Below are 14,119 nucleotides of genomic sequence, written 5' to 3' on the forward strand. Positions count from 1 at the left end.
GTCACGGGCCGCATGACAGACGTCCAGCACACCACGCGGGAAACCGCCGCTCCCCGTCGTCACCTGCGGCCCGGTGCCGTGGTGGTGAAGTGGGCGACGACGACCGATCACAAGACGATCGGTTCGCTGTATCTGATCACTTCCTTCACGTTCTTCCTGATCGGCGGCATCATGGCGCTGCTGATGCGCGCCGAGCTGGCCCGGCCGGGCCTGCAGATCTTGACGAACGAACAGTTCAACCAGATGTTCACGATGCACGGCACGATCATGCTGCTGATGTTCGCGACGCCGCTGTTCGCCGGGTTCACGAACTGGATCATGCCGCTGCAGATCGGCGCCCCGGACGTGGCCTTCCCGCGGCTGAACATGTTCGCCTACTGGCTGTACCTGTTCGGCTCGCTGATCGCGGTCGCAGGCTTCCTCACCCCGCAGGGCGCGGCCGACTTCGGCTGGTTCGCCTATGCCCCGCTGAACGACATCATCCACACTCCGGGCCTGGGCGGGGACCTGTGGATCCTAGGCCTGGCCATGTCCGGATTCGGTACCATCCTCGGCTCGGTCAACTTCATCACCACGATCATCTGCATGCGCGCCCCGGGCATGACCATGTTCCGCATGCCGATCTTCACCTGGAACGTGCTGCTCACCAGCGTCCTGGTGCTGCTGGCCTTCCCGGTCCTGGCGGCCGCGCTGCTCAGCCTGGAGGTGGACCGCAAGTGGGGTGCCCACGTCTTCGAGGCGGCCAACGGCGGTTCGCTGCTGTGGCAGCACCTGTTCTGGTTCTTCGGGCATCCCGAGGTGTACATCATCGCGCTGCCGTTCTTCGGCATCGTCAGTGAGATCATCCCGGTCTTCTCCCGCAAGCCGATCTTCGGCTACATGGGCCTGGTCGGCGCGACGATCTCGATCGCGGGCCTGTCGGTGACGGTGTGGGCGCACCACATGTTCGTCACCGGCGGTGTGCTGCTGCCGTTCTTCGCCTTCATGACCTTCCTGATCGCGGTTCCGACCGGTGTGAAGTTCTTCAACTGGGTCGGCACCATGTGGAACGGTTCGCTGTCGTTCGAGACGCCGATGCTGTGGTCGACCGGCTTCCTGATCACCTTCCTCTTCGGTGGCCTGACCGGTGTCATCCTGGCCTCGCCGCCACTGGACTTCGAGGTCTCCGACAGCTACTTCGTGGTGGCGCACTTCCACTACGTCGTCTTCGGCACGGTGGTCTTCGCGATGTTCGCCGGCTTCCACTTCTGGTGGCCCAAGTGGACCGGCAAGATGCTCGACGAGCGCCTGGGGAAGATGACCTTCTGGACGTTGTTCGTCGGCTTCCACACCACGTTCCTGGTGCAGCACTGGCTGGGTGCGGAGGGCATGCCGCGCCGGTACGCCGACTATCTCGCCGCCGATGGCTTCACGACGCTCAACGAGATCTCCAGCATCGGGTCGTTCCTGCTGGGGCTGTCGATGCTGCCGTTCTTCTACAACGTCTGGAAGACGGCCAAGTACGGCCAGAAGGTCGAGATCGACGACCCCTGGGGCTACGGCCGCTCCCTGGAGTGGGCGACCTCCTGCCCGCCGCCGCGGCACAACTTCGTCACCCTGCCCGTGATCCGCAGTGAGTCCCCGGCCTTCGACCTGCACCACCCGGAGGTCTCGGTCACGGACAAGCGGGAGAACCTGGGCCTGCCCGGATGACCGACGCGGCGAAACGCCCGGAGGGACCCGCCGGACTGGTCGAGCAGGTCGAGGGCTATCTGCTGTGGCAGGCCCGCGTGGCCGAGGCCGAGCAGCGGGCCCGTGTCTTCACCGAGCCCATGCAGTGGCTGACCACTGCGCAGCGCGAGGAGATCGAGGAGCACTACGTCTCCGACTGCCTGCTGCGGGCCCGGGCGGACCTCCAGCGGGTCGCCGAGCGGTGCCGGGCGCTGCGCGGCGAGTACGAGGCGCGCTACCGCCAGTTGCGGGCGCGGTGCTTCGCGTTCGTCCTCACCGCCCTCGCGGTGCTCGCCGGGGCGGCGGTCCTGGCCCTGGCCCTCGTACGGCCCTGAGACCCCGGATTCGTCCCGCCCGGCCCGTGCCGAACCGAATCGGGCCGCCCTCCTCGCGGGGGCGGCCCGAACTCGTCGCACCGGCCCACCGGGCCGGCGGTCGTGATCACGGGAGCGTCACTGCGGCGGCTGGTCCTGGCCCGGGTCCGGCCGGCCGAGCTGCTCCTTGAGCTTGTCCTGACCGGTGTCGACCTGGCTCCGGTACTTTCCCTGGGTCCGCTCGTCGGTGTAGTCACCGGCTTTGTCGATGCCCTTGCCGGCCTGCTCCTCGTGACCTTTCAGCAGTCCCTTGAGCTTGTCCAGCATGCTCATCGCATACTCCTTAACGCCGTGGTTCCTCCCAGGATGGCCGACGGCGACAGGGACTGCATCCGCAACCGGAAGGGCCGGGATCACCCGCGGAAACCCCGGTTCACCGTCAGCGCGCGCACAGATTCTCGGCCGGTGGCACGCCGTCGAGCAGCCGGCGGCCGTCCCGCTCGGTGATGTACCAGGCCGTGCACACGGAGTCGCCCCGCGCGGAGCGCAGCAGCAGGAAGTCGTGGCCGTCACGGTGGTCCACCCGGGCCTGCAACTGGGGGGCGTGCTCTCCCAGCCGGTCCAGGTAGTGGGCGGCGTAGTCGTCGGAGACGGTGTCCTCGTCGAACAAGGTCTGGAAGCCGTCCGCGTCCCGGTCGGCGGCGGCCTTCTGGACCCGGTCGGTCAGCGCGGCCACGCTCGGCGCGCCGGGCGGGGCCTCCGTCGCGATCGAATAGCAGACATAGCCCAGCCAGGTGCCCAGACCGACGATCAGGGCAATCACCGCGAGACGCGACTTGCTCGAACGCTTCGGGCGCCCTTCCGGCACTGCTCTTCCTCCCGACATGCCTTGTGCAGTAGGGGACCACTCTCCCATGGCGGACGACCCGGGTGAGCACGAGGCCCTGGGTCCTGTCGTCACATTCCCGTCGTCCGCCCGAAGGGCGGGCCGCGCGGCGTCCGGTGCGTGCGATCACAAGGCGCCGGAGCGTCCTCGTGGCGGAGCCACGTCTGCGGGGAACCGGCTCCGGGTGCGTGTGGGAGTGGCTGCCCCGAACGGCGTTCTTCACGCTTGCGGCCACAGGCCACAGGCCACCGGCCCACCGGCCCACCGGCCCACCGGCCCACGACCGGGGTCCGGCGCGAGCCCGACTCGCGTCCCGTGTACGGGGGAAGATGACATCGCGAGCGGACAGTGGACAGCGGACGCACGACGACGCGGAGGAGCGTGGGTGCCATGCAGCACGAGCGAGCGGGCAAGCCGGCCGGACCCGAGGATCTGATCGACGTCGCCCGGCTGGTGACGGCGTACTACGCGCTGCACCCCGACCCGGCCGAGGTGGGACAGCGCGTGGCGTTCGGAACGTCCGGGCACCGCGGATCGTCACTGGCGACGGCGTTCAACGAGGACCACATCACCGCGACCAGCCAGGCCATCTGCGAATACCGCGCACGACAGGGCACTGACGGCCCCCTCTTCCTGGGCGCGGACACCCACGCCCTCTCCGAGCCCGCGCGGATCACCGCGCTGGAGGTCTTCGCCGCCAACGACGTCACCGTCCTGATCGACACGGCGGACGGCTACACCCCCACCCCGGCCGTCTCCCACGCGATCCTGACGCACAACCGCTCCCACCCCTCGGGCCCCGCCGACGGTGTCGTCGTGACCCCGTCGCACAACCCGCCCGGCGACGGCGGCTTCAAGTACAACCCGCCCAGCGGCGGCCCGGCGGGCTCCGAGGCGACCTCCTGGATCCAGGACCGGGCCAACGAGATCATCGCGGGCGGCCTCAAGGACGTACGGCGCGTCCCGTACACCCGCGCACTGGCCGCGCCCGGCACCGGCCGTCACGACTTCCTCGGCGCCTACGTCACCGATCTGCCGAGCGTGCTCGACCTCGACGCGGTCCGGGACGCCGGCGTGCGGATCGCCGCCGACCCGCTGGGCGGAGCCTCCGTCGCCTACTGGGGCCGCATCGCCGAGCAGCACCGGCTCGACCTGACCGTGGTCAATCCGCTCACCGACCCCACCTGGCGCTTCATGACGCTGGACTGGGACGGCAAGATCCGTATGGACTGCTCCTCGCCGTACGCGATGGCCTCGCTCATCGGGCAGCGCGACCGCTTCCGGATCGCCACGGGCAACGACGCCGACGCCGACCGGCACGGCATCGTCACCCCGGACGCCGGGCTGATGAACCCCAACCACTACCTCGCCGTGGCCATCTCCTACCTCTACGCCCACCGCACCCGGTGGCCCGCCGAGGCGGGCGTGGGCAAGACGCTGGTCTCCTCCGGCATGATCGACCGGGTCGCCGCCGACCTCGGCCGCCGGCTGGTCGAAGTGCCCGTGGGCTTCAAGTGGTTCGTGGACGGGCTGATCGACTCCTCCCTCGGTTTCGGTGGCGAGGAGTCCGCCGGGGCGTCGTTCCTGCGCCGGGACGGCTCGGTGTGGACCACCGACAAGGACGGCATCGTCCTGGCCCTGCTCGCGTCCGAGATCACCGCCGTCACCGACCGGACGCCGTCCCAGCACTACGCGGAACTCACCGCCCGCTTCGGCGAACCCGCCTACGCCCGCGTCGACGCGCCGGCCTCCCGAGAGGAGAAGGCCCGCCTGGCCGAGCTGTCCCCGGCCCAGGTCACCGCCGACACCCTCGCCGGGGAGCCGGTCACCGCCGTCCTCACCGAAGCGCCCGGCAACGGCGCGCCCATCGGCGGCATCAAGGTGACCACCGAGAACGCCTGGTTCGCGGCCCGCCCCTCGGGTACCGAGGACGTCTACAAGATCTACGCCGAGTCGTTCCGGGGCCCCGACCACCTCTCCCAGGTCCAGGAGGAGGCCGAACGCGTCGTCCACGCGGCACTCGGCGGTTGACGACGGCGTCACGACAGCGGCGGGAGCGCGGGAGACAATCGGGATGAGTGGCCCGGCTCACATGGCATGACGAGGACATGCCCGACACCATGGTCCTTTCACCGGCAGGCCGAAGGGATAGAGCATGTTCCGCAAGGTGCTGGTCGCCAACCGCGGCGAGATCGCCATCCGCGCGTTCCGCGCCGGCTACGAACTGGGCGCGCGAACCGTGGCCGTCTTCCCGTACGAGGACCGCAACTCGCTGCACCGGCTGAAAGCCGACGAGGCCTACCAGATCGGCCAGCCGGGGCACCCGGTCCGCGCCTACCTCTCCGTCGAGGAGATCGTCCGCGCGGCACGCCGGGCGGGCGCGGACGCCGTCTACCCCGGCTACGGTTTCCTGTCCGAGAATCCCGAACTCGCCCGCGCCTGCCAGGAGTCGGGCATCACCTTCGTCGGACCGGACGCCGGCACGCTGGAACTGACGGGGAACAAGGCCCGCGCGGTGGCGGCCGCCCGCGCCGCCGGCGTGCCGGTGCTCGGCTCCTCCGCGCCCTCCACCGACGTCGACGAACTGGTGCGTGCCGCCGGGGACATCGGCTTCCCCCTCTTCGTCAAGGCGGTCGCGGGCGGGGGAGGGCGCGGCATGCGCCGGGTGGAGGACCCCGCAGCGCTGCGCGAGTCCATCGAGGCGGCGTCCCGGGAGGCGACCTCCGCGTTCGGCGACCCCACCGTCTTCCTGGAGAAGGCCGTCGTCGACCCCCGCCACATCGAGGTGCAGATCCTCGCCGACGGCCAGGGCGACGTCATCCACCTGTTCGAGCGCGACTGCTCGCTCCAGCGCCGCCACCAGAAGGTCATCGAACTCGCCCCCGCGCCGAACCTCGACCCCGCGCTGCGCGAGCGCATCTGCGCCGACGCGGTCCGCTTCGCCCGGGAGATCGGCTACCGCAACGCGGGCACCGTGGAGTTCCTGCTCGACCGCGACGGCAACCACGTCTTCATCGAGATGAACCCGCGCATCCAGGTCGAGCACACGGTGACGGAGGAAGTCACCGACGTCGACCTGGTCCAGGCCCAGCTCCGCATCGCCGCCGGCGAGACCCTGGCCGACCTCGGACTCTCCCAGGACACCATCACCCTGCGCGGCGCCGCCCTCCAGTGCCGGATCACCACCGAGGACCCGGCCAACGGCTTCCGCCCGGACACCGGCCGCATCAGCGCCTACCGCTCCCCGGGCGGCTCAGGCATCCGCCTCGACGGCGGAACCACCCACGCGGGTACCGAGATCAGCGCGCACTTCGACTCCATGCTCGTCAAACTCACCTGCCGGGGAAGGGACTTCAAGGCCGCGATCGGCCGGGCCCGGCGCGCCGTGGCCGAGTTCCGCATCCGCGGGGTCGCCACGAACATCCCGTTCCTCCAAGCCGTACTGGACGACCCCGACTTCCAGGCCGGGCGGGTCACGACGTCGTTCATCGAACAGCGCCCGCACCTGCTCACCGCGCGCTCCTCCGCCGACCGCGGCACCAAGCTGCTCACCTACCTCGCCGACGTCACCGTGAACAAGCCCCACGGCGAACGGCCCGAGGTGATCGACCCCGTCACCAAACTGCCGCGGCTGCCCTCGGGCGAGCCGCCCGCCGGCTCCCGGCAGAAGCTCGTCGAACTCGGCCCGGACGGCTTCGCCCGCCTCCTGCGCGAGTCGCCGACCATCGGCGTCACCGACACCACCTTCCGCGACGCGCACCAGTCGCTGCTCGCCACCCGGGTGCGCACCAAGGACCTCCTCGCCGCCGCCCCGGTCGTGGCACGGACCCTGCCCCAGCTGCTGTCCCTGGAGTGCTGGGGCGGCGCCACCTACGACGTCGCGCTGCGCTTCCTCGCCGAGGACCCCTGGGAGCGCCTGGCCGCCCTGCGCGAGGCGGTGCCCAACATCTGCCTCCAGATGCTGCTGCGTGGCCGCAACACCGTGGGCTACACCCCGTACCCGACCGAGGTGACCGACGCCTTCGTCCAGGAGGCCGCCGCCACCGGCATCGACATCTTCCGCGTCTTCGACGCGCTGAACGACGTGGGGCAGATGCGGCCGGCCATCGACGCCGTACGCGAGACCGGGACGGCGATCGCCGAGGTCGCCCTGTGCTACACGGGGGACCTGTCCGACCCCGCCGAGCGCCTGTACACCCTGGACTACTACCTGCGCCTGGCCGAGCAGATCGTGGCCGCCGGAGCACACGTCCTGGCCGTGAAGGACATGGCCGGGCTGCTGCGGGCGCCCGCCGCGGCCAGGCTCGTCTCGGCACTGCGCCGCGAGTTCGACCTGCCGGTCCACCTGCACACCCACGACACCGCCGGCGGTCAGCTCGCCACCTATCTCGCCGCCGTGCAGGCCGGCGCCGACGCCGTGGACGGCGCGGTCGCCTCCATGGCCGGCACCACCTCCCAGCCGTCGCTGTCGGCGATCGTTGCCGCCACCGACCACTCCGACCGGCCCACCGGCCTGGACCTGAAGGCGGTCGGCGACCTGGAGCCGTACTGGGAGAGCGTCCGCAAGATCTACGCCCCCTTCGAGGCGGGACTGGCCTCGCCGACCGGACGCGTCTACCACCACGAGATCCCCGGCGGTCAGCTGTCCAACCTGCGCACCCAGGCGGTCGCGCTCGGCCTCGGCGACCGCTTCGAGGACATCGAGGCGATGTACGCCGCCGCCGATCGCATCCTGGGCCGCCTGGTCAAGGTCACCCCCTCGTCCAAGGTGGTCGGCGACCTCGCTCTGCACCTGGTCGGCGCCGGTGTGGCGCCGGAGGACTTCGAGGCGGCGCCGGACCGGTTCGACATCCCCGACTCCGTGATCGGCTTCCTGCGCGGTGAGCTGGGCACCCCGCCCGGCGGCTGGCCGGAGCCGTTCCGCACCAAGGCGCTCAACGGCCGCGCGCAGGCCAAGCCCGTCACCGAGCTCACCGCCGAGGACCGCACCGGCCTGGAGAAGTCCCGCCGCTCCACCCTCAACCGGCTGCTGTTCCCCGGCCCGACCCGGGAGTTCGAGGCCCACCGTCAGGCCTACGGCGACACCAGCGTGCTGGACAGCAAGGACTTCTTCTACGGGCTGCGCCCCGCCGACGAGTACGCCGTCGACCTGGAGCCCGGCGTACGGCTCCTCATCGAACTCCAGGCCATCGGCGAGGCGGACGAACGCGGTATGCGCACCGTGATGTCCACGCTGAACGGCCAGTTGCGCCCGATCCAGGTGCGCGACGCCGCGGCGGCCTCCGACATTCCCGTGACCGAGAAGGCCGACCGGGCCAACCCCGGCCATGTGGCGGCGCCGTTCGCCGGTGTGGTGACCCTCGCGGTCGCCGAGGGCGACGAGGTGGCGGCCGGCGCGACCGTGGCCACCATCGAGGCGATGAAGATGGAGGCCGCCATCACGGCCCCCAGGGCGGGCCGGGTGACCAGGCTGGCCATCAACCGCATCCAGCAGGTGGAGGGCGGCGACCTGCTCGTCGAGGTGGGCTGAGCCGACCCGCCGCGTCGACCCCGCACCACCGGCCCCAAGCCGCCGGCGGCGCGGGGCCGGCGGGCCAAGCACGGCGCACCACCGGCCCGGCCGGTTCCCACGCCTGGCGCCCGGGCGGAAGGCCGTCGCCCGGCGCCGGGCGGCGGCCGGTATGGGCGACTGAGCACCGGGCGCCGGGACCGGCACCTTGTCGGCCTCAGGCGTGGGTGGTTGTGCATCGGGCGTCGGGACCGGCGCTGGGGGTGTCGGGCACGGTCGGCTGAGCACCGCGCGCTGGGGTCGGCACTGGATGGCGGCCGAGGTGGGCGGCGTAAGTGGTTGTGCACGGGGCGTCCGGAGCGGGGCTGGGTGGTGTCGAGCGCGGTCGGCTGAGCACTGCGTGCCTGGACCGGCACCGGGTGGCTGAGTACCGGGCGTCGGGACGGGCACCTTGTCGACGTCGCGCAGGCGGCAGAGCACCGCGTGCGCGGACCTCGGCAGAGCACCGCGAGCGCGGACCGCGTGCTGGGACCGTGCGTGCGTCCCGGCCGTGTGCTCGGACCGAGTGTCCGGTCCGCGTGCTCGGGCCGCGTGCTCGGGCCGGGCGTCCCGGCCGTGCGTCCGGGGTGGTGTCGGCCGTTCGTCGTGCCGGGATCGGCTAGGGGCCGACCGTCACCGGTCGTCTGCGGCGGAGGGCGTCCGCGTGGGCGTCCGCACGGGACGGCTGTGCGACACGGGCGGACTGGGGTCGTGGTGTGCCGCGCGGGTGAGCGGTGGTGCCGGAACGGGCCAGCCACTCCTGGTAGGCCGGCGCCTGATGGGCCGCCTCCCAGTAGGCCTCCTCCAACTCCGCGTAGGCATGGTCGAGTTCGGACTCGGTGCGGGCCGCGAGCAGGAGCCGTACCCCTATCGGGTCACCCTCCAACGGGCGGATGGCGAGTTCGGCGCGCGGGCGCGCGGTGGGTTGACTGACCGTCACCACCTCGCCGGTGGCGGCCAGTGAGTACGCGGTGAGGTAGTCGCCGTGCAGCATGTCGGCGTCGAGTCCCGCCTCGCGCAGCACGCGGCACAGGGCGTCCCATTCCCCGTCGACCGTGGAATCCACCATCCATCGGTCGCCCGCGAGGTCGGCGAGCCGCACCTCGGGCAGCGCGGCGGCCGGATGGTCGGCGGCGAGGGAGACGAACTGCGGTTCGCGCTCGACCAGTACGCGCAGACAGAGCCCGGGCGGGATGCGCAGCGGACTGCCCTCGACCTCGTGCACGAAGGCCATGTCCAGCCGCCCCGCGGCGACCAGGCGCAGCAGGCAGTTCGCGGACGCGTCCATCTGGAGGGTGGGTTCGGTCCGCGGCACGCGGGTGCGCAGCAGGCGTAGCCAGCCCGGCAGGGCCCGGCTCGCGGTGGCGCCGATGCGCAGTCGTGTGCCGCCGGCGGCCCGGGCCGCGGCCGCCCGCGCCTCGGTGACGAGGGCGGTCAGTTCGGCGACGAGGGGTCTGGCCCGGCCCAGTACCGCGTGTCCCAGCGGTGTGGGCCGGCAGCCCGCACGGGTGCGCAGGAAGAGCTGCCCGCCGAGCGCGCGCTCGATGCGGCGCAGCTGGGTGCTCAACGAAGGCTGCGCCATGCCGAGTTGCCGAGCCGCCTGGTGCAGACTGCCGTGGTCGGCGATGGCGCACAGCACACGCAGGTGCCTCACCTCGAGCTCCATGGGAGGGAGCGTAGGGGGGCCCGTGACGCCGCACCAGACGTTCAAATCCCAACGGAACCAGCGGAATCGTACGAGTCGGCCCCGATAGCTCGGCGCTATCCCCGGTTGCCATCATCCGCAGACCCGTTGGTGTGCCCGAAACTCCTGCGTGACCGATCGTTCACCACCCCACACGAACGAGTAGGAGCCCCCCACATGAAGGCGTCCCGCATGGCCTCCACGTCCACGAAGACCTCCAGGAGGCTGCTGGCCCTCGCGCTCGGCCTGGGTCTGGCCTCCGCCGCCCTGGGCACCGCCGGCCCGGCGAGCGCCCGGACCGACGACTCCGCGCCGTCCGCCTCCGCCTCCGCAGCCGCGTACGCGCGGTACGCCGGTTCGGCGGAGAGCGCCGCCAACAACAAGGCGTTCTTCGACGCCGTGCTGAAGTCGGTCGCCGAGAAGCAGGCCGCCCATCCGACCCTTCAGGCGGTGACCGTCTCCTACAACGCGTCCCAGGCGCCGAGTTTCGCCTCGCAGATATCGAACGCGGCTTCCATATGGAACAGTTCCGTGTCCAACGTCAAGCTCCAGGCGACCTCGGGCAGCGCCGACTTCGCGTACTACGAGGGCAACGACTCGCGGGGCTCCTACGCCTCCACGAACGGCCACGGCAAGGGCTACATCTTCCTCGACTACGCGCAGAACCGGCAGTACGACTCGATCCGCGTCACCGCCCACGAGACCGGCCACGTGCTGGGCCTGCCGGACCACTACAGCGGCCCGTGCAGCGAGCTGATGTCGGGCGGCGGTCCCGGCACGTCCTGCACCAACCGCTACCCGGACGCCAACGAGCGCGCCCGCGTCAACCAGCTGTGGGCCAACGGCCTCGCGAAGGCCCTGAAGGAGCTGGCCAAGACGAACTGACGTCCCGCCCCCCACTGATGCGGGCCGCCCACCCCACAGGGCGGCCCGCATCGCGGGATCAGGCCGCCGCCCTGCTCCGGCGGGCGGCCATCACCGCGTAGACGAGGACGCCCGCGAACAGGAACAGCACGCCCTGGTAGACCGCCGCGTACCCGGCGCCCGCGACGAGCCACAGTGAGAAGGCGGCCGCGCCGCCCGCGACCACGGCGTCGCGCACCAGCCGTGCCCGGTCGACCCGTTCGCGCCGCCCGGAGACGAGGTGGAAGATCTGCGCGGCGGTGGCCAGCAGGTACGGCACGGTCGCGGTGAACGTGGTGACGAGGACCAGGACCTCGAAGACCTTGGCCGAGCCCGACGTGTAGTTGTAGACGGTGAGCAGCGAGGCGAGGACGACGGTGACGGCGACGCCGAAGGTCGGGACGCCGCGCCGCCGGCGCGCGAACGCGGCGGGGAACAGTCCGTCCCGGGCCGCGGCGTACGGGGTCTGCGCGCTCAGCAGGGTCCAGCCGTTGAGGCAGCCGGTCATCGACACCAGCGCGGCGAGCGCGACGGCCCATCCGCCCCAGGAACCGCCGAACATGGCGTTCACGGCGTCCGAGAAGGGCGCGGTGGACTTCACCAGGCGATCGTGCGCCACCGTGCCGAACACCGAGAGCGTGCCCAGCAGATAGACGAGTGCCGCGCCCGTGGTCCCGATGACGGTGGCCCGTCCCACGTTGCGCCGCGCGTCCTTGACCTCGCCCGCGCTGACGGCCGCGGACTCCACGCCGAGATAGGAGAAGAGCAGGATCGCGGCGGCGGCGGACACCGCGCCGATCGTGCTGCCGCCGCCCTCGTGGAACGGTCCGAGGTTGCGCGGGTCGAAGAAGAACAGCCCGCCGACGGCGACGAGCAGCAGCGGCACGAACTTCAGCACGGTGGCGACGACCTGTACGGCGCCCACGTACCGGGTGCCCGCGAAGTTGGCGAGCGCGGGCAGCCACTGCAGGGCGAGCGCGGCCAGACATGCCGTCCAGCGGTGTCCGTTCACCGGGATCAGCACGTCGAGGTAGCCGACGGCGGCGACGGCGAGCGCCGCGTTCGACACCCAGGTGGTGATCCAGTACGCCCACGCGGCGAGGAAGCCGGCGAAGTCGCCGAAGGCCTCGCGAGCGTAGACGTAGGGTCCGCCGGTGCTCGGGTTGCGCTCCGCGAGGCGGCCGAAGACCAGCGCCAGGGCGATGGCGCCGACGGTCAGGACACCGAAGGCGACCAGGCTGACCGTGCCGTACGGGGCGACGGAGGCCGGGAGCAGGAAGATCCCGCCGCCGATGATGTTGCCCATGACCAGGGCGGTGGCGACGGGCAGCCCGAAGCGCCGGGCGTGTCGGCCGGAGTTCCCGGTGGGGTCTTCGGCGGGGGTGTGAGCCGCGGGGGTCTCCCGCGGTGCCGGAGCCGACGGGGGGACGGTTCCGGTGACGTGCATGGGGTGGTGCGCCTCTCTTCGAACTGGTGCCCGGGGTGGCCGGGACGGACTCCATGGTCGGCCATGGTCCGACACGGCTCCAAATCGCACACTTTTGTCCCGTATCGACCGGTGCGGCACCGCAAAAGATGAGCCATCGTGCGTCCATGGCCGCCAATCGTCCCGCGCCGTCCCCGCCTTCCGGCGGAACCGCCGCCGCCTGTCCGGTCGGACCGCGGACCCCCTGCCCATGGCCGCCGCTTCAACTGACCGTCACGATCCCATCACAGAGCCGACATCACATCCGCCATTGTTGTTAACCGGCCAGATGATGTTGTTTCCAGCCCCACGACATGTCCAAGGGGGATCATGCGCATCCGTGTGACCGCCGTTGCGGCCGCAGTCTTCGGTTGTCTCGCCCTGACCGGCTGCACCGACGGCACCGGCACCGCCGACCGCAAAACCACCGACAACGCCGAGTCCGCCACCACCCAGGGCGACGACGACTCGACGGGCTACATCACCGAACGGACCATCACCCCCTGGCCGTTCACCGTCGCCTCCGGCAACCTCGCCTGTGCCGGCCAGGCCGTCACCTTCATCACCGCCGAAGGTACCTACGGTCTCAACAGCCGCGCCCGGCAGAAGCACCCCGGCCCCGACCCCATCTGGGCCGGCGACCCCAACAACCCCGGCAAGAACATCTCCCTGGACGCGGTCATCAGCCGCGGCCTGGAGCTCTGCAAGTAGTCCGGCCCCGCCGTCCGCTCCGGGCGCCCCACCCCTGGCGCCCGTGGCGGCGGCCCGGGCTCGCCGGCCCCTGCCGTGCGGGCCGGCCGGAGTCCGGGCGGATCACCCCACGACGACCGTCGCCCCGGCCCGGGTGAGGGCGGTGCGCAGATCGGCCGGGCAGGGCTGGTCGGTGACAAGGGTGTCGAAGCCGTCCAAGTCGCACACGCGATGGGCGGCCGTGCGGCCGAACTTGCTCGAGTCGGCCAGCACATAGCGGTGGGAGGCGTTGGCGAGCATGGCCCGCTTGGTGGCGACCTCGTCGAGGTGGAAGTCGGTGAGGCCGTAGGGGGCTATCCCGCCGGACCCGAGGAAGACGGCGTCCGCGCGCAGGTTGCCGAAGAACTCCACCGCCTGGGCGTTGGAGCAGGCGAGGTCGCCCGCCCTGAGGCGACCGCCGCTGACCAGGACCTCCACCCGGGGGCGTGTGCTGACCTCCGCGGCCACGAGCAGGGACGGGGTGGCGATGACCCCGGCGTGGTCGGCGGGCAGTGCGCGGGCCACCTCCAGGGCCGTGGTGCCGACGTCGATGACGACGGTCTGGTTCGGCTCGATGAGCGCCGCCGCCGCCCGGCCGATGGTCTCCTTCTCCAGGGCGAGGCTGCCGCTGCGTTCGCTGAAGGGCGCCTCCTCCCCGACCGGTGCCTGGGTGCTGGTGGCGCCGCCGTGAACCCGGGAGAGCTCACCGCGCCGCTCGAGCAGGGCGAGGTCCCTGCGGACCGTTTCGTGGGAGACGCCGAGCAGCGTGGTCAGGTCGTCGGTGGTGACGAACTTCAGCCGGGCGATCTCGGCGACGATTCTGCGGTGACGCTCGGCGGCGAGCACGTCCCACCTCCTTGGGCGAGTGACCGTTTCTGTG

At 71.5% G+C, this 14,119-nt stretch carries 11 protein-coding genes; 6 read left to right on the top strand and 5 right to left on the bottom strand.

What is annotated here, in order from left to right; all coding sequences use genetic code 11:
- Positions 1 to 12: 12 nt before the first annotated feature.
- Positions 13 to 1,692 carry a cytochrome c oxidase subunit I gene (gene ctaD / locus TNCT6_RS32465; protein WP_141364750.1) on the top strand — a complete coding sequence of 560 codons (1,680 nt, stop codon included), beginning with the start codon at positions 13 to 15 and terminating at the stop codon, positions 1,690 to 1,692.
- Positions 1,689 to 2,045 (top strand): cytochrome C oxidase subunit I, encoded by a 357-nt coding sequence (locus TNCT6_RS32470; RefSeq protein ID WP_141364752.1) that lies wholly within the window; start codon positions 1,689 to 1,691, stop codon positions 2,043 to 2,045. The genes ctaD and TNCT6_RS32470 overlap by 4 nt, the downstream gene beginning before the upstream one ends.
- 117 nt (positions 2,046 to 2,162) lie before the next feature.
- On the opposite strand, the gene TNCT6_RS32475 is transcribed toward TNCT6_RS32470, so the two are convergent.
- Entirely contained in the window at positions 2,163 to 2,357 is a 195-nt protein-coding gene (locus TNCT6_RS32475) for an antitoxin (RefSeq protein WP_141364754.1), read from the bottom strand.
- A gap of 106 nt (positions 2,358 to 2,463) precedes the next feature.
- Positions 2,464 to 2,847, bottom strand: a complete 384-nt coding sequence (locus TNCT6_RS32480; RefSeq protein ID WP_172633127.1) for a hypothetical protein — start codon at positions 2,845 to 2,847, stop codon at positions 2,464 to 2,466.
- A gap of 453 nt (positions 2,848 to 3,300) precedes the next feature.
- Here TNCT6_RS32480 and pgm point away from each other — a divergent pair, with 453 nt between their 5' ends.
- Entirely contained in the window at positions 3,301 to 4,941 is a 1,641-nt protein-coding gene (gene pgm / locus TNCT6_RS32485; RefSeq protein WP_141364758.1) for a phosphoglucomutase (alpha-D-glucose-1,6-bisphosphate-dependent), read from the top strand.
- Positions 4,942 to 5,065: 124 nt separating this feature from the next.
- On the top strand, positions 5,066 to 8,440 hold the full coding sequence (locus tag TNCT6_RS32490; RefSeq protein ID WP_141364760.1) for a pyruvate carboxylase: 3,375 nt from the start codon (positions 5,066 to 5,068) through the stop codon (positions 8,438 to 8,440).
- A 637-nt stretch (positions 8,441 to 9,077) separates the two neighbouring features.
- On the opposite strand, the gene TNCT6_RS32495 is transcribed toward TNCT6_RS32490, so the two are convergent.
- On the bottom strand, positions 9,078 to 10,124 hold the full coding sequence (locus TNCT6_RS32495; protein WP_141364762.1) for a LysR family transcriptional regulator: 1,047 nt from the start codon (positions 10,122 to 10,124) through the stop codon (positions 9,078 to 9,080).
- Positions 10,125 to 10,319: 195 nt separating this feature from the next.
- On the opposite strand from TNCT6_RS32495, the gene snpA reads away from it, so the two are divergent.
- Entirely contained in the window at positions 10,320 to 11,027 is a 708-nt protein-coding gene (gene snpA / locus TNCT6_RS32500; protein WP_141364764.1) for a snapalysin, read from the top strand.
- A 58-nt stretch (positions 11,028 to 11,085) separates the two neighbouring features.
- On the opposite strand, the gene TNCT6_RS32505 is transcribed toward snpA, so the two are convergent.
- Complete coding sequence (locus tag TNCT6_RS32505) at positions 11,086 to 12,492, bottom strand: amino acid permease (protein ID WP_141364766.1); 1,407 nt, start codon at positions 12,490 to 12,492, stop codon at positions 11,086 to 11,088.
- A gap of 348 nt (positions 12,493 to 12,840) precedes the next feature.
- On the opposite strand from TNCT6_RS32505, the gene TNCT6_RS41755 reads away from it, so the two are divergent.
- Positions 12,841 to 13,221, top strand: coding sequence for a DUF2511 domain-containing protein (locus TNCT6_RS41755; protein ID WP_141364767.1), 381 nt, complete (start codon positions 12,841 to 12,843; stop codon positions 13,219 to 13,221).
- A gap of 102 nt (positions 13,222 to 13,323) precedes the next feature.
- Here TNCT6_RS41755 and TNCT6_RS32515 read toward each other — a convergent pair whose 3' ends face one another.
- Positions 13,324 to 14,085, bottom strand: coding sequence for a DeoR/GlpR family DNA-binding transcription regulator (locus TNCT6_RS32515; RefSeq protein WP_141364769.1), 762 nt, complete (start codon positions 14,083 to 14,085; stop codon positions 13,324 to 13,326).
- Positions 14,086 to 14,119 lie beyond the last annotated feature (34 nt).

Origin of the sequence: Streptomyces sp. 6-11-2 (assembly GCF_006540305.1) — a bacterium.
Taxonomy (GTDB): domain Bacteria; phylum Actinomycetota; class Actinomycetes; order Streptomycetales; family Streptomycetaceae; genus Streptomyces.

Bases quoted from the DNA above. Each gene is read 5' to 3' on its own strand.
- ctaD (WP_141364750.1), top strand. From the start codon at position 13: ATGACAGACGTCCAGCACACCACGCGGGAAACCGCCGCTCCCCGTCGT.
- TNCT6_RS32470 (WP_141364752.1), top strand. From the start codon at position 1,689: ATGACCGACGCGGCGAAACGCCCGGAGGGACCCGCCGGACTGGTCGAG.
- TNCT6_RS32475 (WP_141364754.1), bottom strand. From the start codon at position 2,357: ATGAGCATGCTGGACAAGCTCAAGGGACTGCTGAAAGGTCACGAGGAG.
- pgm (WP_141364758.1), top strand. From the start codon at position 3,301: ATGCAGCACGAGCGAGCGGGCAAGCCGGCCGGACCCGAGGATCTGATC.
- TNCT6_RS32490 (WP_141364760.1), top strand. From the start codon at position 5,066: ATGTTCCGCAAGGTGCTGGTCGCCAACCGCGGCGAGATCGCCATCCGC.
- TNCT6_RS32495 (WP_141364762.1), bottom strand. From the start codon at position 10,124: ATGGAGCTCGAGGTGAGGCACCTGCGTGTGCTGTGCGCCATCGCCGAC.
- snpA (WP_141364764.1), top strand. From the start codon at position 10,320: ATGAAGGCGTCCCGCATGGCCTCCACGTCCACGAAGACCTCCAGGAGG.
- TNCT6_RS32505 (WP_141364766.1), bottom strand. From the start codon at position 12,492: ATGCACGTCACCGGAACCGTCCCCCCGTCGGCTCCGGCACCGCGGGAG.
- TNCT6_RS41755 (WP_141364767.1), top strand. From the start codon at position 12,841: ATGCGCATCCGTGTGACCGCCGTTGCGGCCGCAGTCTTCGGTTGTCTC.